Below are 22,240 nucleotides of genomic sequence, written 5' to 3' on the forward strand. Positions count from 1 at the left end.
AATCATGAGCTTGCTCCAAGTGTTTGATGTCTATGCCGGCTATATTCCCGATGTGGATATTTTGCGGGGGGTAAACTTTCGCCTCGAAGCGGGAGAACTGGTAGCGGTGATTGGTCCTAATGGGGCTGGAAAATCAACCTTGGCAAAAACGATCGCTGGGTTACTGACGCCCCGCCTCGGCACAATTACCCTCGCCGGCGAAGATATTACCTACTTACGTCCCAACCAAATTGTCAAAAAGGGAATTGGCTACGTGCCGCAAATTGCCAATGTCTTTCGCACCCTGACGGTTGAAGAAAATCTGGAGATGGGTGCCTTTACGAAAAGCGGCAACCTCAAAGCCCTCAAAGAGCGAGTCTATGACACCTTTCCCCGCTTGGCCGAGCGCCGACAACAACGGGCGGGTACCCTTTCGGGGGGAGAACGGCAAATGCTGGCCATGGGACGCGCCATGATGTTGGATCCGCAAATTATGGTCTTGGATGAACCCTCCGCGGCTCTTTCCCCAGCTCTTGTCAATGATGTCTTTGCCAAAATCAAGGAGATTAATGCCCAAGGGACGGCCATTATTTTGGTGGAGCAAAATGCCCGCAAAGCCCTTGCCATGAGCGATCGCGGGTATGTCTTGGAAATGGGCAAAGATCGCTATGAGGGATTGGGCAGCGAACTACTCAATGACCCTAAAGTGGGGGAACTCTACCTCGGAATTGTGCGGGCAGAGCCTTAGGGCACAGGGCTAAAAATTGCTGTTTCGAGAGCAATCAGGCTTTTTTCCAAATCATCATTGACAATTTGAACATCAAATTCTGGGGCCGCAGCAATTTCGGTTTCCGCTTGAGCTAAACGGCGGGCAATGGCCTCCTCACTATCTTGGCCACGGCTACGCAGACGGTGTTCAAGTTCCGCTAAAGATGGCGGCAGAATAAAAATGTGACGCGCTTGAGGATAGGATTGGCGAACTTGGCGTGCCCCTTGCAGTTCAATTTCAAGGATGACGGTTTTTCCTTGGGCAATGAGTTGCAGCAACGGATCGCGTGGAGTGCCGTAGTAGTGGCCGGCAAACTCTGCCCATTCCAAGAGTTGCCCAGCAGCAATCATTCCCTTAAATTCTTCTACAGAGACAAAATAGTAATCCACCCCTTCAACCTCCGTGGGGCGTGGCGGACGGGTCGTTGCCGAAACCGAAAGTGCCAGTTCGGGATGTCGCTGTCGCAGTTGCCGTAGGAGCGTCCCTTTGCCGACCCCACTAGGGCCAGTAATCACAATGAGTTGTCCGGGCTGGGGCGTTGCACTGGTCATAACTGCACGGGTGGGAAACTTTTTGATCCTACTCTGTTTGCTCAGAGTTTTATCATTAAGGCAGCGTGGTTGAGGAATGGCCGTGAAGATTCATTTGCCCAGTGAGAGTGAAAATGCTCGCATTGAAATGCTGCCGCTGATTGATGTGGTCTTTTGTATCCTCACGTTCTTTATTTTGGCGGCGGTGAGTCTGACGCGGCAGCAGGCGATTACCTTGAATTTGCCCCAAGCCAGCACCAGTCAAGCGCAGTCGCAAAAGATGCTGGTGGTGAGCATTGATCCGGCGGGGCAACTTTTTGTGGATAAAGACCCCGTCAACCGCAGTGAACTCTATGAACGCTTGGCCACCTACTTGAAAACGAATCCCCAAGGAATGGTGATTTTGCGGGCATCACAGGTGGTGAGCTACAACGAAGTCATCCAAGTCTTAGATCTCCTGCGATCGCTCGGGGGCAATCGTGTGGCCTTGGCCACGCAACCCGTCGAACAACCGGTGCTGAGTACGCAGACCCGCCCTAACCCCCTCCCCTCGCCACCAGCCAACGATCAACCCACGCCTTCGAATCCATAGGCAGTTACGGTGGAACCCATTTCCAGTATTCCTGTTGCCCCGGACGGCTTTCGCTCTGGCTTTGTCGCCTTAGTGGGTCGTCCCAACGTGGGCAAGTCCACCCTCTTTAACCATCTGCTGGGGCAAAAGGTGGCCATTACCTCTCCCGTAGCGCAAACCACGCGCAATCGCTTGCGGGGCATCCTGACCACGGCAACGGCGCAATTGATCTTTGTGGATACCCCTGGCATCCATAAGCCCCACCATCGCCTTGGGGAAGTGCTGGTGCATAATGCCAAGGGCGTTCTCAATCGGGTGGATGCCATTGTCTTTGTGGTGGATGCGGCAAGTGCCCCCGGTGGGGGCGATCGCTACGTAGCAGAATTACTGGCTAAAGTAAAATCCCCTGTGCTTTTGGCCATCAATAAAATTGACCTGCTGCCAGAAGGGGAGCGTCCACAGCGGCAACAGGACTATCAAACCCTTGGCCCTTGGCCAGCCTATCCCTGCTCGGCGCTCACGGGAGAGGGAGTTGGTGTATTGCAATCGGCGATTGAAGCGCAGTTGCCCCTTGGCCCCTATTACTATCCGCCAGAGATGGTCACCGATCAGCCGGAGCGCTTCATCATGGCGGAATTGATCCGTGAGCAAATTTTGCACCACACCCGCGAGGAAGTCCCCCATTCGGTGGCCGTGACGATTGAACAGGTGCAGCAAGATCGCAACCTGACTCGTGTCCACGCCGTGATTTATGTGGAGCGTCCAACCCAAAAGGCGATTATTATCGGCCAAGGGGGTCAGTTGCTCAAACAAATGGGCACCGCTGCCCGCCAAGAAATTGAAACCCTCATTGGTGGCAAGATTTACTTAGAACTGTTTGTCAAGGTACGCCCCCGCTGGCGACAGGATCGGTTGCGCTTGGCGGAGTTGGGCTATCGCATTGAGAAGGATTAAGCCGATGAATCCAGCCTTGCGAGTGGGTGTGGCAGGGCCTGTGGGGTCAGGTAAAACCGCCCTTGTGGATGCCCTTTGTCAAGCTTTGGGCGATCGCGATCGCCTAGTAGTCATGACTGAAGCCAAAAGAGAGAGTTGATCAACATCACCGGCACGGCAACAATTTGCCCCTTAGAATCGTCCTATCGGTGTCGTCAGGTAGGAAGTATGATGAGCTACGCAGGGGTGAGGGGTGCGACGCTCGGAGCAACGGGGTTAGTGGCCATGGCTACTCGATTGAGGATCCGCCCCCTTGCCGTTCCCCTCAGTTTGGCAGTGGTCATGATTGGGGCGATCGCCCATGCCTCTTGGGCAAGTTATCGTCCACCCGCTAATATTGGCCGCCCCGGTAACCGTGAGGGAGCTGCAACGCGGATTGCCCGTCCCATGCTACTGCGGGAAAGTACTGGTGGCATCGAAAGCTGTCTAACTGAGCCAAAACAAACTGTGGTTGCCCTCGTGCCCAAGGATAACAATGGCCTTAGCAGCACCCCCACCCCTACCCTCTATAGCTTCATTCCCGCCAACAAGGGGGCAACCCTAACCCTGACGCTGCGGGATCCCCAAGGCACAGAAGTCTATCGCCAAGAGCGTCTTGCCCCCACGGAAGCGGGTATTATTGGTTGGCCTGTGGAGAATGTTGCCCTCAAAAATGGTGTGGATTACCAGTGGCAACTCACCCTCACCTGTACCAATGGCACCACAGCCGTCAAAACCGTCAGTTGGTTTCGACCGATGCCCTTATCGCCAAGCCAACAGCAGCGAATCGTGCAAGCTAAAGATGTGGCGGATGCCTTTGCCATGGCGGGCTACTGGTACGACACCCTCAATCAACTGGCCAAACAACGCCTAGCGCAGCCGGGGAATGCCCAACTTCAGCAAAAATGGCAAGCCCTGTTGCAGTCTGCCGCTGTCCAGTTGGCGAATGTGGCGAATCAACCCCTCATCCCCTTACCACCCCAGCCCTAACTCTCTAGGGAAAGGTCTGCCAGCCACTGGTAAAGGTCAGGAATATTGGCGTTGGGTTGCAGCAGATCTTCTTTGATGTGCATCAGCACCTTGGCCAAGGGTTCGGCGCGATCGCGATACTCAGCAACACTGGCCAGCAGATCCGTAAATACCTGTTCTTCAATCTGGGCGCGGGGGGGTGGTTCAGCCGTCGCATCACGGTAGGTTTGATAGGCCACAGGGGTTGCGGCAAACCCCAATCGAAAAATGAACGCATTGGCTGCCTCCTGCAATTCCCCTTGGAGCGATCGCACAGACAAATCGCCCCGCTCAAACCCCACTTCGCCTTTTAGGGTGACTTCGACAATCGCCTCTGCCATGTCTGCCCGATGCCGCTGCACCAGTTGCTGGAGTTGGCTTTCTACATGGCTCACGGTGTCACTGGGGGTGAGGGTAAGGGTGTAGCGATGGATAGGACGCTGCCAATAGTCCCGCTTGAGTTCCGCTTGGGGTGACCCCTTCTCAAGGGTGACCAACAGCACCCCCCGCGGATTTTGCTGCTGATTTTCCTGAATCGAATTGGCCTCGACGGAGCCGGGATTAAAGATCCAATCCTCAACGGCGTAGTGGCGATGGATATGCCCTAGGGCGAGGTAATCTACACCTGCTTGGCGCAGAGGTAAGAGTTCGTTGTAGCGCAATGCCCCTTGGTAACGGGAGACTTGCCCCTCAAGGCCGTGGTGAAAGAGCAAAATCGTCGCACCAGCAGCGGGCGGTAGTGCCTGAATTTGACTGGCCAGCTGTTGGATGGCACGGGGGGCACTGGCACCATACCACTGGGAACCAATGACGCGCACGCCACAGGGGAGATCCATATAGCCACCCCGCGCTGCCTCGGCGTCCCACGGCTGTAATTGGCCACTTTCGTCAGGTTCTAGGAGATAGAGATAGTCTTTTTCACAAAGGTAGCGGAGCCAGTTGGACTTGACACCGTAGGGGCAGTTATCGTGGTTACCCTCGATCGCCAGCACGGGAATCCCCGCCGATCGCACCTTGTCGAGGACGTATTCCGCTTGATTGAGAATGCCGGGGGTAATCATCCGCTCCTCAAAGAGATCGCCAGCAATCAGGACAAAATCCACCTGTGCCTCGATGGCGTAGGTTTGCAGGGCACTGTCAAAGGCGGTGAAAAAATCAAACGTGCGATTGGGATTCTCTTGGCGGTACTTGTTAAAGCCAAGGTGAACATCGGCAACATGGAGAAAACGCACCATTTCGCACTGTCTCCTAGGGGCGATCGCTAGGGATTTGGGCAAGGCGTGCTGCCCAATTGGGATAGGCCTCGGCGGTTTGATCTGTGGCCACCACTTCTACGGTGCGATAGCAGGCCACGGGCAAATTCAGTAAGCTGACCAGAAACGCCGCTAAATCTTCGCGACTCAGAGAACCCGTCAGGCGATCGCCCTGATCAAGGCGCAGCTCTTTGCCAGCGGGCTGATCCGTCAGACCGCAGGGACGGACAATGGTGTAGGGGAGGCCACTTTGGCGCAGCATATTTTCTGCCGCCAGTTTCCAAGTGAGGATGCCCCCCAATTGGTCGTTGTATTGAACCGCTAGGGGCTGCTCCTTCAGGTCAAGATCGGGTTGTTGCGGACGGGTCACCCCCGCAGAACTCACCTGAATCATGCGGGGCAAGGGCAACCCCCCATAGGCTTGAATCGACTCAATCTCAAGGCTGAGGGTGCCGGGGCGGAAGTGGGGGTTGAGGGCACCGTCATACTCAAATTTGCTGAGCATCAGTTGCAGCGAGTAAATTTGCCCCACATTCAGAGGCGGCGCATTGGTGGCGGTGCGGGCCCGAAACACCGGAATAAAGTGGCTAAAGGGCAATTCAACCGTGATCCACTGATCGGCCACCGTATCAAAGGACATGGCATAGCCGACGCCATCCCAAGCGGGGTCACTGCGTAGGAAAAATTTATAGCGCTGCCCATCGCCGCGAACCCGGAGTTGAATGCCCGTGTAGCCTTGGAGATTGAGGGCTGGGGTGAGGTTGCGGGTGCGAATCGAGACAAACCCCCCAGAATTTTCCGTAGAAACCAGCCCCGTGAAGAGGGCACTGTGATCCTTGAGGTAAAACTGGCTGGCACTGACGCCGCCCATGACCACATCATCGAGGGCACCCCAAACTTCCTTCAGGGGGGGCGTGGGATAGCGATAGTCAAAGAGGGGATAGGTGTTGGGTTGACTTTGAAAATAGGGTTGGGCACGTTCCAACAAATGCCGCATGCCCTCAAATTCAACCGCCTCTGGACTCGCACCGACAATTTCAAGGCCGGGGGGTGGCGCGTTGGGATTGGGCTGTACCTTTGCCCCAACACAGTTGATCACCGCCCGACTGCCCTGCAAGAGATCGGCAGGCAAGGGTTGAGTCACGTCGGCAACAACAATGTCTAAAAAAGGGTCTGAGGGAAGTACACTCTCCGCCTTGGCGCGATCGCGCACCCCTGCCCGCACCGCATAGCCTTGACTCAAGAGGGTTTTCACCACCGCTTGACCGGTTCGACCCGTTGCCCCCATCACCACAACAAGACCACTGCCCCGATAGGCGGGCGGCTTAAAGAGATCCGGTAAAAGGGGTGACAGCACAGGGCGCAGAGGTTCTAGGGTTCCCACAAAGGGAAGGGCTTGAAAAAAGCGCAGTGTATCGAGAAAGCGACTAAGTTCCCAGTTATTTGCCATAGAAGGGCACCACGCTTGACCAATGGGGGAGTTTCTCCCCTGCCCTTAGTGTATCGTGCCACTGTTGGGCTGCCCATGTGAGTAGAGCGCGGCCATAGTCGGTGGGGTTAGGGGGACTCAGGCATTTGTAGGGGTGAGGCCAAGTGGCCAAAAGCGTTTCTGCTTCGTGGTCTGCCAGCAGGCGATCGCCCCAAAGAGAGTTAAGACTGCCCCCCTGATAACGGTAAATGCCAAGGTATTGATGCCCCTGTTGGGCACGACGGGACACCACCCCATCCTGTTCTATGAGTTCATCACGATAGTGCCACGCCATTGTGCCAAGGCTAGACAGACCCAAAAGGGGAACTTCCAGTTGCTGGGCTAGGATGCGGGCAGTCACGACCCCCAAGCGCGTTCCCGTAAAGCTGCCCGGGCCACAGCCAATAGCGATCGCCCCTAGTTCACCCCAAGTGTAGCGACCCATCAGTTCCCCAAGGCAAGGGTGAAGTTGGCTGGCCAGTTCTCGACCCAAGGGCCATGTTTTCACCTCTAGCAGTTGATCTGCCTCTAAATCATAGAGACCGGCCACCAGTGGGGCATCGCTGGTATCAAAACCAAGACAAAGCAGCTTAGCTCACTCCGACGGCGATCGCCACCAAGCCAGCCACTAAGAGCAATCCGCCCGCAACCAACAGGGCTGCCCGTACTTTTTGCTGCGGTGTCCAAGGCTGTGCTTGATAGACCTTAGGCTCAATGGCAAAGTTGTTGAGGCGACCGCCCTCATCGGTGGTATAGCGCATCGAAACAAACCTCAATTCAGCGTTACAGTGCAGCTATTCTAACAAGCGAACTTTACGAGTCTTGAGAATCCTTAACAATTTCTTGCAATTGACCGTGGCGATAGACCCGCAACCAGCGACCGCGCCAGTAGATGCGATTGCCAAAACAGCCCCCCAGCCAAATCAGGAAGCTCATCACATCCCGCAGGGGCAATAGCCAGAGCCACAACAGTAGCCGAGGGGTACCCATCAAGACCATGCTCATGATCGCCTGCAACCAGCGAAGGCCCTGAACCCCCAGAAAGACGCTGAGAGTCCATGGGGTTGGAAATAGTCCCCACAGCAGGGCACTATAGACGGTGCCAAACATAAACACCATGCCAAAATACTGATTGCCGCGATTGGCACGAATGCTGCGACACCAGCGCAGTTCCCGTTGCACCGCCTTCAAAAAGGACTCATCAGCGCAGTCATTGTCAAGAATATAGGACGATAACTCCACGCGATACCCAGCACGCCACGCTGCATACCCCAGTTGGTAGTCCTCACCAATGCGATTGAGTGCAATCTCAAAACCACCAATTTTTTCTAGGACTTCCCGCCGCAGCAGCACGGTTGGCCCAATGGCAAAGCGCAGCCCGCGATCAAGGAAGCGGGCAACAAGCACACTGGGGATAAAGTCAAGGCATCGCCCCATGGCCAGAAACGCAGCTCCTAAGCGGCGCGGATGGTGATCAATGTAACCACAGGTCACGACCCCCACTTGGGGATCCGCCAAGGGTTGCACCAAAGTGGCTAAGTAATGGGGTCTAACGCGCACATCACTATCGGTTTCAACAATTACCCCATAGCGCGCATGGGTAAACAATTGGGCGACATTGCTGGCCTTACGGTTCAGCCCGCAAATCCGCTGACAAAGATACCAGCGAGCCCGGTGGGGATAGGTCTGGCAAATGGCCTTTAACACCGGTATGGCTGGATCACTGGGGTCTTGAACCCCAAAGAGGACTTCGTAGACGGGGTAATCTTGCTCGCACAGTGAAGACCAGTTTTGCCAAGCCCTTGCTTCTAAGCCGCAGACAGGAACCAAGATCGAGACCGCCGGCAAGGACTCTAGGCGAGTCGTCCGCTGGGGGGTGAAAAATTGATAGGTGAGGGCAGCGGCAACAATGTAGAACAGGCTTCCCGTGAGGCTCAGCAGGCTCAGGAGAATGAGGGCAACCATCATGGTGCTGTCGCGATCGTCCCCGTCAGGGGGGAACTGGCACTGGCATAGGCTTTGACGGGAATTCGACCCGCTAAGTAGGCAAGACGACCCGCCGTGGTTGCCAGCGCCATGGCTTTGGCCATTGCCGGCGCATTGCCCGCTTGGGCGATCGCGGTATTAATCAAGAGTGCATCTGCCCCTAACTCCATCGCGGCGGCCGCCTCACTGGGCGTGCCAATGCCCGCATCAACCACAACGGGAACACTGGCTTGATCAATAATGATTTGAATATTGGCGGCATTACGCAGACCTTGCCCCGACCCAATGGGGGAGGCCAACGGCATCACAGTAACACAGCCCACTTCCTCAAGGCGTTTGGCCAGCAGGGGATCTGCATTGATGTAGGGAAGAACCGCAAATCCTTCTTTGACCAGTTGTTCTGCAGCTGCCAGTGTGCCAAAGGGATCGGGCAGCAAGTATTTCGGGTCGGGAATCACCTCTAGCTTGACAAAGTTGTTGTCCTCTTGACCCAAGAGCTTGGCCATTTCGCGGCCTAAACGGGCAACGCGAATCGCCTCTTCAGCGGTTTGACAGCCAGCGGTGTTGGGCAGCAGCCAGATTTTACGCCAGTCAAGGGCATCCACAAGTCCTTCGTGACCAGGGGCATTGGTTTGAACGCGACGTACGGCTACCGTAACAATTTCACAGCCACTCGCGGCAACACTGGCCTGGAGATCCGCAATGGAACGATATTTGCCCGTACCGGTCATCAGGCGTGAACGAAACTGCCGCCCAGCGATTGTTAGCGGGGCATCTTCAATTAGCAGCTCAGGAGGAGGCGCAGTCACCATGATGCACTTGTGAAGTGAACAGCACTAGAGTTTGCCTTTCTACCATATCAGGGTTACGCTCTCTGCTGCTGCGACCTTGGAAAACTTGTGGCATCATAGAGGCACCATAACCTTGGGAGTGCAACAGTTGGTGCATGGCACATATTGGCAACAATGCCGCCATTCAGGCTGCCGATCGCCTGCTACGTCAATATGGGTTTGATTTGGATGGCTCCTCAGTTGAGGTCATCCTAGATCGCTGGTTGCGCCATTTTCCTCCCCGCTGGATTCGTCTTGCCCTCATTGAAGCCCTCTATCTGGGGCGCTATAAAGCTATTTCCGTAGAGCAAATTTTAGAGCTATGGCAACGGCGTGAGCAACCGATTTATCACTTCAACAGTGAGTTTGAAGCCATTATCTGCCAGTCATTGCCCATTAGTGTGCCGGAGCCTGCTTCCTCGCGACCTTCACAGACCCCTAGCAATACAAAAATTAGTGAATTTCACCCTGATTTAGCGTCTGACCCATTTGTTACCAAGTTAACTAGTATTGTGCAGCAGTGGCAGTCCCAAGACTTCCTCGTGGAGCAGGGCGATCGCTCCTCCTAGGCCGTTGCAGGTTATACTCTTTTGGGTAAGATTTGGCACCGCCACCTATGGCTGTTTTTGAAGGCACCTATCACGTTCTGGGAACACCTCGCTTTGGCATTGTGATTTCCCGCTTCAATGACCTGATTACCACCAAGCTGCTAGAGGGTTGCCAAGATTGTCTGCGCCGCCATGGCGTTGATCCCAATCCCCACGGTTCTCAGGTGGACTATGCTTGGGTTCCCGGTAGCTTTGAAATTCCCCTTGTGGCGGCTCAACTGGCGGCCAGTCGTCGCTATGCTGCCATTATTTGTCTAGGGGCAGTCATCCGTGGCCAAACCCCCCACTTTGACTATGTGGCTGCTGAAGTCACCAAAGGGATTGCCACGGCTTCTATGCAAACGGGTGTGCCGATTATCTACGGCATTCTTACCACCGACACGATGCAACAGGCCCTTGAGCGCGCTGGCATTAAAAGCAATAAAGGTTGGGAATATGCCCTCAATGCCCTCGAAATGGCAAACCTGATGCAAACCCTTCCCAGCAGCATCAATCCACCCACAGCCAAACTCAGCCCCAGTACCCCTGTTCTCGCTGATGGGTAATCCAAATGGTGAAGCAGAAATTGCTTCCTAGGGCTACCAAGGGCTGCCAATCATCGTAAATCCTGCCCAAAAATAGGGATGGGAAAGTTGACGCCCACCCCCAGTTTGAACTTCTTGGGGCAAAGGAATTGAAAGCCCTCCCCGCACCCCAGCACTGCGTAGGTGGTTCTCTTCAATCACAACCTGCTGATGGATCAGGGCAAGCTGCGCCTGTCGCAAGGCCTCTGCTTTAATCGGAGCAGTTCTCAACTGTCCATAAAATGCCGTCATCAAAGCCAGTGTCCCTTCATCACTGACATACCAAAGGCTAGCAACCGAACTCTTTACACCCGCTTGGAGTGACAGTCCAGCAAACCCAAGTTCTGCATTGGTATCTCCTACCGCTGTACGACAGGCACTCAGCGTCATTAGCTCTGTGGGTGGCCGGAATAACCGCAACTGCCGCACTTGAGCCATTGAAAGCTGGCTATCCCAAAACTGAATATAGGAATTTTGTGGCTTACCCACATTAAATTCACCATGGGTCGCTAAGTGTAGGATAGGGTAGAGACTGCGCCGCCGCTGGGTTTGCAAGTTTGAGACCGTAAAAGCTTCATTGAGGAATACTTGCCCTCGTCCTACCAGTTGCGTAATGGTTTGCAGCTCGATGGGAACCGCTGGCAAAGGACTTTGCTTTGTGAACTGAGAGGCACCCATTGCCAGTACAGAAGCATTTTGCAACGGCTGGTAGCGGGTATCCACCAAGTTGATACTGGGAATGAGACCCAGATTATAGCGTTCTACTAGAAACTGACCATTACGACCGATTGGACTATCGCTGACCGTCGAGGAAATAAGATTTGACCCCGTGTGCAGAGCAGCGATCGGCACACTCCGCAACCCCTGATCAAGGGCAAAAACCAGTGTATTAATGCCTCGTGCTTGCAATTCAGCATCAACGCCGCCCATGATCCATTGGTAGAGCTGCTGCGCAAAGGGTAGATAGGATTCACTATTGGTTTTCGTTGGGTCTCGCACCTCACGATTAAAAGCAGCAATGACGCGACGCACTGCTTCTTGGGGCACTCGAAGGGGTTGGTAAATGGGTTCCCCTTCCGGTGTGATGATGAGAATATCCAACTGTTCAGGTCGCCAAAAGACATAGCTCAGGGCAGGTTTTTGACCTGTTTCTTCAGCCATACGCCCCAATAATTCCTTGATTTGCTCAATGTCAAGGAACTGTAGTCCCTCTTGACTAGGAGTGCTGAAAAATTCACCAAAGTACTCACTAAACTCAAAGGAATAAAGCTGCTGAAGCAGTTTGATCGCACTGTTGTAGTCTCCCTGATCAAAAGCAGTACTGATTTGCTGACGAATGATCTCAACTCCGGGGAAGTAAATGACTTGAGCGGTATTCTGGGGCAGTTGAGTGCCTTGTATCTCCTCTCCCAATAAAATCCGACCCAGATTCTCTTGAGTTTGGGGTTCTGGAGGTGTTGGCGGTGTGGACGGCTCCGTGGGCGGGGTTGGCGGTGTGGACGGCTCCGTGGGTGGTGTTGGTGGTGCTTGAGAAACCCGATAGAGAAACCCAGAACCAGAAAATAGGGCAAGCTCAGGATAGGTGGTGTTGAATTGCTCTGAACCTGTGAGGCCGCCGTTGATATTGAGATTCGGGTCAGTCGAATAAACTAGCCAGCGACCATTGGGGGTACTAAAGACACTAGAGCCATAGTTGTTAATAAAGTTATTTTCGGCAGCAAGGACAATCGCATCCCCAGTCCCAACGGCAGAAATTGGCGCATTGAGAACAATATCGCCTGTTAGTGTTTGTAGGAAAATGTTGCGCCCTGTAATGCCTGTTGGGTTAACATTGCCAACGGTAAGGGTACTGTTATTGACAAATTGCAAATCACTTGCACTGTTCAACTCAGCAGCTAGGATCCCCACTTGGTTATTGGGGTTGGTTAGGATTGCACTGCCATTTTGTAAAGTTAAACCCAAGTTGCCTGCTCGAATCGGTGCACTTTGCGTTAGGTTCCCACTGTTTAAGCTGAGGATTAGGGTATTGCCGTTGGTATTGATGCCAGTGGTGAGGCCATTGACACCATTGTTGAAACTAACGATACCTAGGGCACCTTGATTACTCAAGTTCACATTTCCACTGACATTGCCTGAGAGTGTCTGAAACCCATTGTTGACATTGTTGAGGGTGAAAGTCCCCTGTCCAAGAAGTTGCAGCGTTCCCGCAGAAATGACATGGCTGCCCTGAGTAACGCCGCCACCGCTATTGAGTGTGAGATTGCGACCATTGAGATTCGTCGTGCCAGAGCCATTGAACTGAATACCTAGGGAACTTACGCCGGGGGTTTGCAGCGCAAGATTGTAGTTGAGGCTGAAGGGACGAACATCAATGAGACCAGTACCATTAGGGTGACCAATGGTCACCAAAGAAAATCCACCCGTGATTTGGTTGAGGAGAAACTGATCAATGATTAAGTTACCCGTTGCACCATCGCCAATGCCGACGGGAGTATGCGCATCAATCGGTTGAAAGACAAGGCGGCCTGCCCCGGCACTATGGATATCTAGCAGAGAGGGAAAATCACCCGAGACTTCAATCCCCCCCTGAGCTGCTAATGTGAGCATGCCATCTTGAACAGCTAATGTCAGGAGGGCGTCAGAGACTTCCATGACCAGACCAAAATTGCCGTCAGTGCCGCGACCTTCGATGAGAATCTTCCCATTTCCAGCCGTTCTGACCTCGGCAGAGTACTCTGTGTCAGTTGCTGCCCTAAAGCCAAGACCAGCACCGAATTCACCCCCTGTACCTCTCAGGATAATGTCACCACTTTGACTGGTAATACTTGTGAAGCTACTCAGAATACCTCCTTGGTTGAAGGCAAAGCCCGTACCACCAGTACCCGTCAGGGTAATATTTCCAGTTGTGGTTCGAATTCCTGACTCTTCAAGATGGATGCCAACGTTGGAAACTCCTTCGGAGACGTTGCCCCCAGTACCCGTTAAGGTCAGATTGCCAGCTTCGGCGCTGATGGAGGAGTTTTGAATCGAGATACCATCCACAGGGCTATAAACACTAGAACTACCTGTCCCTAGAATGGTGATCTCTCCAGACCCTGAGGTGAGGATTGAACTCCCACCGATCAGCACCCCTTCTTGGCCATTAGTTGTTGCACCGCTGCCATGAATCCTAATATGGCCGCCACCTGCATTGAGAGTAGAGTTTCCGATATTAACCCCAGCAGTGCTGACACCGATCGCTGGACTGGTGAAGGGATTAGAGCCACCCCCCAAAATAATATTGCCACCATTGGTAATGAGTGTAACTGAGTCTAATCTAATTGCTCCTGCACCACTGTTATCGGCATCAGCATGGAGAATGATATTCAGTCGGCCTGCTTCTGAGCGAATGTCATCGGCAACAAGAATGTTATTTGCAGCTTGCAAGGTTAGGGAGGCATCGCCGCCGCCTATTTTGGTAATCGAGGCAAGTACAGAAATATCCCCTGCTTGGGTTCCAGTATCACCAGTTGTGATGATGACGCTAGTGCCGAGATTCAGAGCAGCTTCAATGGCAGTATTCACAACAAAAGCATCATCAGTGGTGGGGGTAAAGACATCAGGATTGCTCCCAGAGAAACTCCCGCCACTCGTAGGGGAGTTATCAATGGTGACATTTCGTGGATCAAGGAGCCATGTACCGGGCTGACCCTTGACTGCACTGGCATCTACTGTTCCCCGAACGCTGAGTAATTCTTGCCCAGAGGTTTCCACAAAGCCGCCATTACCGCTAAGTTGCCCGCCGCGTGCGCTGATCGTGCCGGCAAATTGCGTGCTGTTGTCTGCCCATGCAATGACAGTGCCACCATTGCCTTGATTGAAGGCATCCGCTGCAATCACACTGCCGCTGTTGATAAAGAGATTCTGGGCATTGAAACTGCTATGCAAGCGGTTAGTGCCAGTGGTGCCCCCTAGGTAATCGCCCCCCAAGAGAATCGTGCCACCCCCGAGTTGACCAGAGGCGGTTAAGTTGGCATTGATGAGGGCGATATTTTGACCAGTGATCGTGATTTGGCCACCCATACCGATGGGATTGGCGACGGAAAGGCTGCCACTGATGACGGCGGTGTTCGTTGTGGTGGGAATTTTGTTGGGGTCATGGACAAGGCGAATTGTGCCGTCGGGGTTTTGAATGACGCTGTTGACAGGTTGTGAACCATTGCCAGTGAGTAAGCTGGGTAAGTCCACGGCAGCGATCGCTCCCCCAGTCGGTAGTCGCTCTTGAGGAATCTCAAGACTGAGCAGCATTCCCTCTTGGGAGACGCGCACCATTCCTGTTTCAGGTACAGCCGCAATGTAGATATTTCCTGCGGGGGCTGCGAGTGTACCCGTATTGATCACTTGGTGCGCCATCAGGCTCAGGGTTTGACCACGACCCACCCTCAGCTCACCTTCATTGATGATGAGGCCTTTACTCAGAAATTCAAAACCTGTGGGCTGACCATTGAGGGATTGATAGAGATTCTGGCCATTGACATCAAAGATCCCTCCCTCAAACAGCACCCGTTGAGCGGTAGAAGCATGGAAGGCAGCGGGGAGATTCAAACGGGCATTGGGGCCAAAGACAATTCCCGCAGGGTTGAGCAGATAAAGGTTACTGTTGCCACCCGTAATTTGAATCAAGCCATTGATGTAACTGGCGTTGCCACCATTGACGCCCGCGAGAATGTTGCGAATTTGCGGATTAGAGAGAAAGTTGGCAACTTGGCCGTTACCGACATTGAAGTTGTGGAAGAGGTGAAAGAGATTCTGACCATTCCCCGATAGGCGGCCACCACCAATATCAATCTGTTGACCATTTTGGATGACGGTGGTTCCAGTGCCATTGGTGGCTGGGGTAATTTGGCTGTAAACGTTGCCACTCAACAGTCCCCAAAAGACTAAGGTGATGGAAAATAGGTACTGTTGGAGAGTTTTCATGATCCCAGCCTCCAGATGATTTATCGAGTCCTGCCGCTGGCGACTCTTGTGGGGGAGTGCAGAGGCTGTGGTGGAAATTGGCTATAGCCATTATAGATATGGCAGTAAAATTTCCAAAATGCTACGCTTTCTTAATTTCTCAATCCCCGACGATCGTAAAATGAGCTTATCTTCCTAGGAGTAATAACGTTGGCACAGGGATTACGGGTTGGCATTTTAGGAGCGACAGGTGCGGTTGGCACGGAAATTTTGGCCATTTTGGCGGAACGGTCGTTTCCAGTGGCAGAGTTACGTCTGTTGGCTTCGCCCCGCTCCGCCGGTCAAACCCTCTCCTTTGGGGAAACAGTGCTGCCTGTGCAGGCGGTGAGTGAGGAGACCCTCAAGGGACTGGATTTGATTTTGGCTTCGGCGGGGGCAAGTGTGTCACGGCAGTGGCTACCAATTGCGGTTCAGGAAGGAGCGATCGCCATTGATAATTCCAGTGCCTATCGCATGGATCCCAACGTCCCCTTAGTGGTGCCCGAAGTCAACCCTGAAGATCTAAAAACCCACCAAGGCATCATTGCCAATCCCAACTGCACGACGATTTTGATGACGGTTGCGCTATGGCCCTTGCATCAGGTGCGACCGATTCGGCGAATTGTAGCGGCCACCTATCAGTCTGCCAGTGGGGCGGGGGCAAAGGCCATGCAAGAACTCAAGGATCAAGCCCTCGATATTCTCAAGGGGCAACCACCACGCACAGAGGCCTTTCCCTATCCCTTGGCCTTTAACCTCTTTCCCCACAATTCTCCCCTCAATGAGCAGGGCTACTGCCAAGAGGAGATGAAGATGGTCAATGAAACCCGCAAAATTTTCCATGCCCCAGAGTTGCGGCTAACGGCCACCTGTGTTCGTGTTCCTGTGCTGCGTGCCCATTCGGAAGCGTTGAATGTTGAGTTCTTTGAGCCTTTTCCGCTGCAAGAGGCGCGCGATCGCCTGCAACAGGCCGCAGGCGTCCAGTTTGTTGAAGATTGGCAGCGCAATTATTTCCCCATGCCCCTAGAGGCCACAGGTAAAGACCCAGTGGTAGTGGGGCGGCTGCGCCAAGATATTTCTGAACCCAATGCCCTTGAACTGTGGCTGTGTGGCGATCAAATTCGCAAGGGGGCAGCCTTGAATGCAGTGCAAATTGCTGAATCTCTGATTGCCCAAGGACTCCTCTAAGCCCAAAGAGCTTACCACGGTTGACTGAGTACATTGAGAATGTCCTGCCGTGCCAATACCCGCGCACAGTTGCGCCACTGATCGGGATCGTCGCTGACATGGCGTTCATAGCGCAATTCAAAAGCATTGCGGGCTTCTTGGCGTAGGTGGAGGTACTTGTCCATGAGGTCTGCGAGTTCCTCGATGTTGTCAATCCATTCGTCCTCAAGGGTGTCGGGCAGACTACCAAAGAGCTAGAGTTGAATCTCTCCCACGACGACGTGTATCAGTAGCATCCCCAATGAGTAAGCCAGCGAGCAATTTTGGCGCTCCCATTTCTCTGGAGGGAGATCACTTTCGCGTCGAAATTCCCAGTCAACGCATGCTCCGCCAACAACCCCCCGTTCACCCCGTCCTGTAGAACCACAGTTTACCGAGTTGCCGCTTTTTAGCCTGCCCCCACAGGAATAGGGACAGGTTGGTATTCATCAAGTCACTGGAAACAGTGCACCCTCCAAATAGGCTTCAAAGTGCTCCTGAAAATACAGCCAAGAGGTCATATCAGCACCCTCGCGGTATTCAGTGGGGGCTTCACGGTATTGGGGCAGTCGCTCTAATTGGTCTTGTAGGAGGGAGGGCAAGTCTTCGACGGTCAGGGCTTTGCAGCCAGTCGCACTGTAGATGAGATAACCGGGGCGATCGCCCATCTTCATCCAAGGCAACCAAGGCCCAATCCGACTCCAACACAAATGGACATCGGCAATCGTCTCCGTATCTTGTTGTAAATCGGCTGTCGCCACCGTTAGCTTAAAGAGTTCTGCCGCTTGGTAGATCGGCTGGGGGCTGTAGGCCTGAAACCGTTCCTCACCCGCAAGGGGATTGTCATAGTAGGGAAATAGATCAAACTGAAACGTAGTGGTTCGCTCACTGACTTGGGCAGGCACCTCACGGCGAAATAGCCCCTGCACGGGATCATTAGCAACGGGAATCACGGGAACCACGTCCTCTGTCCAAGGATTGTGCCAGCGATCGCACAGGGATTGCTTTTCTGGATCCAGATAAAACGTCAATTCACGGGAGAGAAAATACCACCCGCCCTCGGGATGGGGCAAACAGCGAGCGGCACTCATGCCAACAATGTTGAAGAGGTGACGGCGACGCTCTTGGGGAACAAAACTATACACCGCTCCCTGCCACGCCATAAACGTGGTCTTGCCCGTCAAATCTGCCCGTACCCGCACCCAATCGCGAGCACTCAACCATTTTTGAACAAATTCAGCGGCGGGCATGGCTACTCCACAGGAATATGGGCAGCCTGCAATTGCACATCCTGATTCGGATAGCTGGCAAGGCGCAGGGTCAAGGTTTTTGCATTGTCAAGGAGGCTTTTGGGAATCAAAATTGTGCCTTTGACCAGATCACTACCGGGGGGTAATTCCGTGGGTAGGCCTTCGGTGAGAGCACTCAAAAGGGTACCTTTATCATTTTTGATTTCAAGAAAGGTGTAGATAAACTGCACCCCTTGGCTACTGTCGTTTTTCAAGCTGACGTGCAGGGCTAAATCTTGGCCAATGGTATCCACATGGCTAATTTCTAGGCGCACCCCCTTATCCTCAGCAACAATGGGCAGTGTCCGACTCGTCGCCGGTTCCGCTGCTGGGGGGTCATTGGCAGTGGTGGGGGCAGGCACAATCTCGCGATCGCTGGCACCTTCAGTCATTTCGGCAATGCGGGCTTTGGTTTGGGCAATGATCTGTGCCTCGTCAAGAATGGGCGATCGCTCCCCTTGGGTTTGATCATTGGCATTCACGGCACTGCCCAGAATCGGATTCACGACGGGTTGGGACACACCGCGCAATGACTCTCGCCCCAAATGGTAGCCAATAAAAGCCGTGACTAGGGTAATGGCAGCTGTGGTACTGATCAGCACAAGGGAGGTGAGAACTCCGGGTTGAAGGGCACGTAGCATCGTTCTACTCCACTGAGGATGGTTTCATTGACGAAGAGACAGGGGGCAAGGGGGGTGGATTATTGGGCAACGCGACCGTCTCCTCCACATCCTCGGCATTGAGGCGCGATCGCACACTCACCAAGAACGTTTTAATCACTACCGCGATCGGAACCGCAATGAGAACCCCGACTAACCCCGAAGCCCTAGCCCCAGTCAGGATCGCCAAGAAAACCCAGACTGGATTTAAGCCCGTAAAGCTACCGATGATCCGAGGGGCAACCACATTCTCCAAAAACTGCTGATAGAGAAACGCAAATCCCGCCACCTTGAGGGACAACCACACATCCTGAAGGGCGACGAGCAAACTAATTGAAATAATCCCCACCGTACCGCCAAAGGGCACCAAGGCCATCACGCCAATAATGACACCAAAGAGCAGTCCATAGGGCACCTTGAGGAAAATGAAAATCGTCGTCAAGCCAATCCCCATGCACAGCCCCAGCACCAACTGACCAATGAAATAACTCTCAAAACTGCGGCGTATCGTTTCTGAAACCGTGGGGCGGAGCGTATCTGGCAACCAACTGAGGAGGCCATCCCACAATTCATCCCCATGCTGCAGCAAATAAAACGTGAGCACAACGGTCAAAATCAGATTAATGAGCACATCCACCGCACTGCTGAGGGTGCCCAAGATTAAATTCAAAGCCTCACGGGCCAAGCTTTGGAGTTGATCCTTGAGTTTTTCCAAGAGTTGGTTGGCAAGGGCATCCACATCCACCGTTACCGGCAGGTTGAGGGAGTCCACCCACTGGCCAAATTCCAAGAGTCGCCGTTGGCTGGAGTTAAACCATTCGGGCAAGCGGGCAATGAGCTGTTGTGCCTGATTAAAGACATTGGGTACCACCACCAAGCCAATAATGGCAATCAGTACCAAGGCCAGCAGAAAGACGAAAATGGCTGAGGGGCCTCGCGGATTTCCCTGCTCCTCCATCCAGCGCACCGGATAGTTCAGCAAAAAGGCAAACAGGGAAGCCAGCACCAGAACCGCCACCAGCGGCCCAAAAAACTTGAGAATGGTCGCAAAGGCCCAGAAATTCAGTGTCAGGATCGGCCCTGCCAAGCCAATAATCAGAAACCGACTGGCAATGGAGAGGCGATTCCACCAGTGACCCGAGGCCGCAGATTGGCTCATAGCTCTAAGCACAGTTGACGAAAGTGATCACCACGTTCTTCAAAATTCTGGTACTGGTCAAAGCTGGCACAGGCAGGGGAAAAGAGAACGGTTTTGATCGGGTACTGGGTCACCAGTTCAGCAGCCGCCGCCACTGCCCGATCCAGTGTCTCCATGATCTCATAATTTGTAAAGCCCGTGGCTTCTAAGCGCTGCGCAAACTGCGGTGCTGCTTCACCAATCAAGAGCACCCAAGCGGCTTTCTCCTGAATCAGCTTGAGCCAAGCGCGATCGTCCCCCTTTTTGGCCTGTCCACCGGCAATGAGAATCACTGGCCCTGTCACAGAACGCAGCCCAATTTCGGCGGCGTCATAATTGGTGGCCTTACTGTCGTTGATCCACTCCACCTGTCGCCATTGGCGAATCCGCTCTAGACGATGGGGCACACCGGCAAACCCTGCCACCGCTTTGGCAATTGTTTCGGCAGGAATACCGGCTAAATGAGCCGTTGCCACGGCTAGAAGAAAGTTTTGCTGATTGTGTTGACCCGGCATTTGCAGGACATGGGTGGGCAGCAGGGGTTGATCTTGAAACCACACTTGATCCTTAGCAATATAGATGCCCTGTTCAATCCCCTTGGGTAGGGCTGCCGCCCCTTGGGTACTGATCCACCAAGCTTGCGGCCAACGATTCACCATGTGCTGACGCAGGTAGGGATCATCCCCATTGAGGATCGCCTGTTTCGCACCATTCATGAGGTGAGCTTTGGTTTCGACATAAGCGTCGAGGGTGCCGTGGCGTTCCAAGTGATCTGGTGTGAGGGTTGTCCAAAGGGCAAATTGGGGTTGCAGGGGGGGGCTAGACTCTAATTGATAGCTACTGATCTCAGCAATCACCCAATCAAGGGCGCTAGCGGTCAAAGCCACTTCGCAAATACTATTGCCGATATTGCCACAGGCGGGAGCATTGTACCCCGCTGCTTGAAAAATGGCGGCAGTGAGTGCGGTGGTGGTTGTTTTGCCATTGGTGCCCGTAATACATACCCACGGCAGATGGGCGAGGGTCTGCCAAGCAATTTCCACTTCCCCCCGAACGGGGATGCCCGCTTGGCGAGCGGCAATCAGAGCAGGAGACTGCCAAGGGACACCGGGACTAATGACAATTTCCGCTGGGACACGCAGACCCACACTGGCGAGGGTTTGTAAATCAAAGTCGTAGTTGAGTTGAACAGCAATGCCTTCGGCTTCTAGGAGTTGCTGCTGCGATTGTAGGGCAGGGGTTTGACGACTATCACTCACCTCCACTTGCCAGCCTTGACGTTTCAGTAAACGGGCAGCAGCGATGCCAGAGCGACCAAGACCAATCACATGAACAGTTGGCATAGTTAAGTGGGGTGAATCCAATCCAGCAGGTACAGACTCGGGGCAGCGGTCACTAAGGTGGTATCCTCAAGGCCAATGAGGCCGATCGCTCCCGCTAAATGTTGCGTCTTAGACTCTATTATTGTCACACCGGGTAGAGAACAATGCCTAGCTTACGCACAATTTGGCTCTGCGGTCTGCTGTTGACGACTAGTGTCGGGTTTTTGTCTTTTGAAGGCAAGCCCGCGATCGCCCGCCGTCGCGAAGCACCCAAAGTGGTGCGCGTCACCGATGTCCAATTGCAGAGCGAGAATATTGCGGGTGTCTGGTACCACCGCCTGACGGGGCGCGTGCGCAATGAAACGGCTACACCAGCGCGCAATGTCCAGATTTACTATGAAATCTACGATCCAGTCAGTCAACGGTTGCTCGAAGCTGGCGCCACCCAGTTGCGCAATCGCGTGATTAATAGCGAAGGGGAGGCGGAGTTTCTGGCAACTCCCAATGCGGGGGGGCGGGTGAAAATCACGCTCGTGGAATGGCTGAGTGGCGATCGCGAATACCGTTCGTTTCAGCAAATGCAGGAATTTTCCCAATAGCGCCTACTGGGGTGTCTCACTGGAGGTGGGGGATTGAGCTGTTGTTTCCTGCACACCAAAGGCCAGTACCCAGCCTTCAAGATTGTTGGCGGTGCGAATCTTCAGCCATTCCCCATCCTCACTGCGCTCTAGGATCGTCACCACTTCATCAAAGGCCACACCCCCCAGAGCATTTGCCTCGCGACTGGGGCGATCGCGCAACCGTAAACCATCGCCATAGATCACCCGCCCTTCAGAGTTTGGCTGCGGTGAGGGGGTCGGGGTTGGTTCAGGAGGGGGTGAGGGGGAATTCGGTGACGACTCTGGTGGCGTAGGCGGTGGCGAATTTTGTGCTTCGACCTCGGGGCGGGGGGGTGGCCAGAGCAAGTTAAAGACGAGGGGTGTAATGATAGCAGTGGCCACAAGGGTAATCAGACCTAAACCCAAAAAGGTTCCTAGGAGCCATTGCAGCACACGCACCACTGGTTTCATGAT

The 22,240-nt window shown here is 53.8% G+C and carries 23 protein-coding genes and 1 pseudogene; 9 read left to right on the forward strand and 15 right to left on the reverse strand.

Translation table 11 applies throughout. The features are described from left to right. Nucleotides 1-4 precede the first annotated feature (4 nt). A complete protein-coding gene (locus tag RHJ31_RS09500) occupies nucleotides 5-727 on the forward strand; it encodes an ABC transporter ATP-binding protein (protein WP_302676441.1) in 723 nt (240 codons plus the stop codon). Here RHJ31_RS09500 and gmk read toward each other — a convergent pair. Then, nucleotides 724-1,299, reverse strand: a complete 576-nt coding sequence (gene gmk / locus RHJ31_RS09505; RefSeq protein ID WP_149817966.1) for a guanylate kinase — start codon at nucleotides 1,297-1,299, stop codon at nucleotides 724-726. The two genes, RHJ31_RS09500 and gmk, sit on opposite strands and share 4 nt — an antisense overlap. Before the next feature lie 76 nt (nucleotides 1,300-1,375). Between gmk and RHJ31_RS09510 the strand changes: the two genes are divergently transcribed. From RHJ31_RS09510 to RHJ31_RS09525, 4 genes and pseudogenes are all read left to right on the forward strand, one after another. Continuing rightward, nucleotides 1,376-1,870: a biopolymer transporter ExbD gene (locus tag RHJ31_RS09510; RefSeq protein ID WP_206201539.1), complete on the forward strand. Its 495-nt coding sequence runs from the start codon at nucleotides 1,376-1,378 to the stop codon at nucleotides 1,868-1,870. Between the two features lie 9 nt (nucleotides 1,871-1,879). Next, complete coding sequence (era, locus tag RHJ31_RS09515) at nucleotides 1,880-2,803, forward strand: GTPase Era (RefSeq protein ID WP_302676442.1); 924 nt, start codon at nucleotides 1,880-1,882, stop codon at nucleotides 2,801-2,803. Nucleotides 2,804-2,807: 4 nt separating this feature from the next. Next, nucleotides 2,808-2,921: pseudogene (locus tag RHJ31_RS09520) on the forward strand (GTP-binding protein); the annotation flags it as partial. 89 nt (nucleotides 2,922-3,010) lie between these two features. After that, a complete protein-coding gene (locus RHJ31_RS09525; RefSeq protein WP_310445796.1) occupies nucleotides 3,011-3,811 on the forward strand; it encodes a DUF928 domain-containing protein in 801 nt (266 codons plus the stop codon). Here the strand turns inward: RHJ31_RS09525 and RHJ31_RS09530 are convergent. Genes RHJ31_RS09530 through RHJ31_RS09555 form a run of 6 tightly spaced genes read right to left on the reverse strand, consistent with a single transcriptional unit; the run spans nucleotide 3,808 to nucleotide 9,348 of the window. Further along, nucleotides 3,808-5,064 (reverse strand): exonuclease SbcCD subunit D, encoded by a 1,257-nt coding sequence (locus tag RHJ31_RS09530; protein ID WP_399375706.1) that lies wholly within the window; start codon nucleotides 5,062-5,064, stop codon nucleotides 3,808-3,810. The genes RHJ31_RS09525 and RHJ31_RS09530 overlap by 4 nt on opposite strands. Nucleotides 5,065-5,077: 13 nt before the next feature. Beyond that, complete coding sequence (locus RHJ31_RS09535; RefSeq protein WP_302676445.1) at nucleotides 5,078-6,532, reverse strand: CIA30 family protein; 1,455 nt, start codon at nucleotides 6,530-6,532, stop codon at nucleotides 5,078-5,080. Continuing rightward, nucleotides 6,522-7,100 (reverse strand): tRNA (adenosine(37)-N6)-threonylcarbamoyltransferase complex dimerization subunit type 1 TsaB, encoded by a 579-nt coding sequence (gene tsaB / locus RHJ31_RS09540; protein WP_302676446.1) that lies wholly within the window; start codon nucleotides 7,098-7,100, stop codon nucleotides 6,522-6,524. The genes RHJ31_RS09535 and tsaB overlap by 11 nt, the downstream gene beginning before the upstream one ends. Nucleotides 7,101-7,140: 40 nt before the next feature. Continuing rightward, nucleotides 7,141-7,311 (reverse strand): photosystem II assembly protein Psb34, encoded by a 171-nt coding sequence (psb34, locus tag RHJ31_RS09545; protein WP_206201533.1) that lies wholly within the window; start codon nucleotides 7,309-7,311, stop codon nucleotides 7,141-7,143. A gap of 52 nt (nucleotides 7,312-7,363) precedes the next feature. Continuing rightward, the gene (gene hpnI, locus RHJ31_RS09550) at nucleotides 7,364-8,518 is read right to left on the reverse strand and encodes a bacteriohopanetetrol glucosamine biosynthesis glycosyltransferase HpnI (RefSeq protein WP_206201532.1); all 1,155 of its coding nucleotides are present in this window, start codon (nucleotides 8,516-8,518) and stop codon (nucleotides 7,364-7,366) included. Continuing rightward, a complete protein-coding gene (locus tag RHJ31_RS09555; protein ID WP_206201531.1) occupies nucleotides 8,515-9,348 on the reverse strand; it encodes a thiazole synthase in 834 nt (277 codons plus the stop codon). The genes hpnI and RHJ31_RS09555 overlap by 4 nt, the downstream gene beginning before the upstream one ends. A gap of 134 nt (nucleotides 9,349-9,482) precedes the next feature. Between RHJ31_RS09555 and RHJ31_RS09560 the strand changes: the two genes are divergently transcribed. Beyond that, on the forward strand, nucleotides 9,483-9,935 hold the full coding sequence (locus tag RHJ31_RS09560) for a hypothetical protein (RefSeq protein ID WP_302676447.1): 453 nt from the start codon (nucleotides 9,483-9,485) through the stop codon (nucleotides 9,933-9,935). Nucleotides 9,936-9,982: 47 nt separating this feature from the next. Then, nucleotides 9,983-10,519, forward strand: coding sequence for a 6,7-dimethyl-8-ribityllumazine synthase (ribH, locus tag RHJ31_RS09565; protein ID WP_149817945.1), 537 nt, complete (start codon nucleotides 9,983-9,985; stop codon nucleotides 10,517-10,519). Nucleotides 10,520-10,552: 33 nt separating this feature from the next. Here ribH and RHJ31_RS09570 read toward each other — a convergent pair whose 3' ends face one another. Beyond that, on the reverse strand, nucleotides 10,553-15,496 hold the full coding sequence (locus tag RHJ31_RS09570) for a CHAT domain-containing protein (protein WP_302676448.1): 4,944 nt from the start codon (nucleotides 15,494-15,496) through the stop codon (nucleotides 10,553-10,555). Nucleotides 15,497-15,685: 189 nt separating this feature from the next. Here RHJ31_RS09570 and RHJ31_RS09575 point away from each other — a divergent pair, with 189 nt between their 5' ends. Further along, nucleotides 15,686-16,702: an aspartate-semialdehyde dehydrogenase gene (locus tag RHJ31_RS09575; protein ID WP_302676449.1), complete on the forward strand. Its 1,017-nt coding sequence runs from the start codon at nucleotides 15,686-15,688 to the stop codon at nucleotides 16,700-16,702. An 11-nt stretch (nucleotides 16,703-16,713) separates the two neighbouring features. Here RHJ31_RS09575 and RHJ31_RS09580 read toward each other — a convergent pair whose 3' ends face one another. The 6 genes from RHJ31_RS09580 to RHJ31_RS09605 all read right to left on the reverse strand — a co-directional run bounded on the left by RHJ31_RS09580 (nucleotide 16,714) and on the right by RHJ31_RS09605 (nucleotide 21,316). Continuing rightward, nucleotides 16,714-16,866: a hypothetical protein gene (locus RHJ31_RS09580; RefSeq protein WP_206201526.1), complete on the reverse strand. Its 153-nt coding sequence runs from the start codon at nucleotides 16,864-16,866 to the stop codon at nucleotides 16,714-16,716. Nucleotides 16,867-17,169: 303 nt separating this feature from the next. Further along, nucleotides 17,170-17,970, reverse strand: coding sequence for a DUF1838 domain-containing protein (locus RHJ31_RS09585; RefSeq protein ID WP_206201525.1), 801 nt, complete (start codon nucleotides 17,968-17,970; stop codon nucleotides 17,170-17,172). Between the two features lie 2 nt (nucleotides 17,971-17,972). Next, entirely contained in the window at nucleotides 17,973-18,650 is a 678-nt protein-coding gene (locus RHJ31_RS09590) for a hypothetical protein (RefSeq protein WP_206201524.1), read from the reverse strand. Nucleotides 18,651-18,654: 4 nt separating this feature from the next. Beyond that, nucleotides 18,655-19,827 carry an AI-2E family transporter gene (locus RHJ31_RS09595; protein WP_225901677.1) on the reverse strand — a complete coding sequence of 391 codons (1,173 nt, stop codon included), beginning with the start codon at nucleotides 19,825-19,827 and terminating at the stop codon, nucleotides 18,655-18,657. Beyond that, on the reverse strand, nucleotides 19,824-21,188 hold the full coding sequence (murD, locus tag RHJ31_RS09600; RefSeq protein ID WP_206201522.1) for a UDP-N-acetylmuramoyl-L-alanine--D-glutamate ligase: 1,365 nt from the start codon (nucleotides 21,186-21,188) through the stop codon (nucleotides 19,824-19,826). Before murD ends, RHJ31_RS09595 begins: the two co-directional genes overlap by 4 nt. A gap of 2 nt (nucleotides 21,189-21,190) precedes the next feature. Next, nucleotides 21,191-21,316, reverse strand: a complete 126-nt coding sequence (locus RHJ31_RS09605; protein ID WP_302676450.1) for a hypothetical protein — start codon at nucleotides 21,314-21,316, stop codon at nucleotides 21,191-21,193. 15 nt (nucleotides 21,317-21,331) lie between these two features. On the opposite strand from RHJ31_RS09605, the gene RHJ31_RS09610 reads away from it, so the two are divergent. Next, nucleotides 21,332-21,766 carry a hypothetical protein gene (locus tag RHJ31_RS09610; protein ID WP_302676451.1) on the forward strand — a complete coding sequence of 145 codons (435 nt, stop codon included), beginning with the start codon at nucleotides 21,332-21,334 and terminating at the stop codon, nucleotides 21,764-21,766. A gap of 3 nt (nucleotides 21,767-21,769) precedes the next feature. On the opposite strand, the gene RHJ31_RS09615 is transcribed toward RHJ31_RS09610, so the two are convergent. After that, a complete protein-coding gene (locus RHJ31_RS09615) occupies nucleotides 21,770-22,237 on the reverse strand; it encodes an SH3 domain-containing protein (RefSeq protein ID WP_302676452.1) in 468 nt (155 codons plus the stop codon). Nucleotides 22,238-22,240: the final 3 nt, after the last annotated feature.

The organism is Thermosynechococcus sp. JY1331 (genome assembly GCF_031583475.1).
Classification (GTDB): domain Bacteria; phylum Cyanobacteriota; class Cyanobacteriia; order Thermosynechococcales; family Thermosynechococcaceae; genus Thermosynechococcus.

Bases quoted from the DNA above. Each gene is read 5' to 3' on its own strand.
- RHJ31_RS09500 (WP_302676441.1), top strand. From the start codon at position 5: ATGAGCTTGCTCCAAGTGTTTGATGTCTATGCCGGCTATATTCCCGAT.
- gmk (WP_149817966.1), bottom strand. From the start codon at position 1,299: ATGACCAGTGCAACGCCCCAGCCCGGACAACTCATTGTGATTACTGGC.
- RHJ31_RS09510 (WP_206201539.1), top strand. From the start codon at position 1,376: ATGGCCGTGAAGATTCATTTGCCCAGTGAGAGTGAAAATGCTCGCATT.
- RHJ31_RS09525 (WP_310445796.1), top strand. From the start codon at position 3,011: ATGATGAGCTACGCAGGGGTGAGGGGTGCGACGCTCGGAGCAACGGGG.
- RHJ31_RS09530 (WP_399375706.1), bottom strand. From the start codon at position 5,064: ATGGTGCGTTTTCTCCATGTTGCCGATGTTCACCTTGGCTTTAACAAG.
- RHJ31_RS09535 (WP_302676445.1), bottom strand. From the start codon at position 6,532: ATGGCAAATAACTGGGAACTTAGTCGCTTTCTCGATACACTGCGCTTT.
- psb34 (WP_206201533.1), bottom strand. From the start codon at position 7,311: ATGCGCTATACCACCGATGAGGGCGGTCGCCTCAACAACTTTGCCATT.
- hpnI (WP_206201532.1), bottom strand. From the start codon at position 8,518: ATGATGGTTGCCCTCATTCTCCTGAGCCTGCTGAGCCTCACGGGAAGC.
- RHJ31_RS09555 (WP_206201531.1), bottom strand. From the start codon at position 9,348: ATGGTGACTGCGCCTCCTCCTGAGCTGCTAATTGAAGATGCCCCGCTA.
- RHJ31_RS09560 (WP_302676447.1), top strand. From the start codon at position 9,483: ATGGCACATATTGGCAACAATGCCGCCATTCAGGCTGCCGATCGCCTG.
- ribH (WP_149817945.1), top strand. From the start codon at position 9,983: ATGGCTGTTTTTGAAGGCACCTATCACGTTCTGGGAACACCTCGCTTT.
- RHJ31_RS09570 (WP_302676448.1), bottom strand. From the start codon at position 15,496: ATGAAAACTCTCCAACAGTACCTATTTTCCATCACCTTAGTCTTTTGG.
- RHJ31_RS09580 (WP_206201526.1), bottom strand. From the start codon at position 16,866: ATGGACAAGTACCTCCACCTACGCCAAGAAGCCCGCAATGCTTTTGAA.
- RHJ31_RS09585 (WP_206201525.1), bottom strand. From the start codon at position 17,970: ATGCCCGCCGCTGAATTTGTTCAAAAATGGTTGAGTGCTCGCGATTGG.
- RHJ31_RS09590 (WP_206201524.1), bottom strand. From the start codon at position 18,650: ATGCTACGTGCCCTTCAACCCGGAGTTCTCACCTCCCTTGTGCTGATC.
- RHJ31_RS09595 (WP_225901677.1), bottom strand. From the start codon at position 19,827: ATGAGCCAATCTGCGGCCTCGGGTCACTGGTGGAATCGCCTCTCCATT.
- murD (WP_206201522.1), bottom strand. From the start codon at position 21,188: ATGCCAACTGTTCATGTGATTGGTCTTGGTCGCTCTGGCATCGCTGCT.
- RHJ31_RS09610 (WP_302676451.1), top strand. From the start codon at position 21,332: ATGCCTAGCTTACGCACAATTTGGCTCTGCGGTCTGCTGTTGACGACT.
- RHJ31_RS09615 (WP_302676452.1), bottom strand. From the start codon at position 22,237: ATGAAACCAGTGGTGCGTGTGCTGCAATGGCTCCTAGGAACCTTTTTG.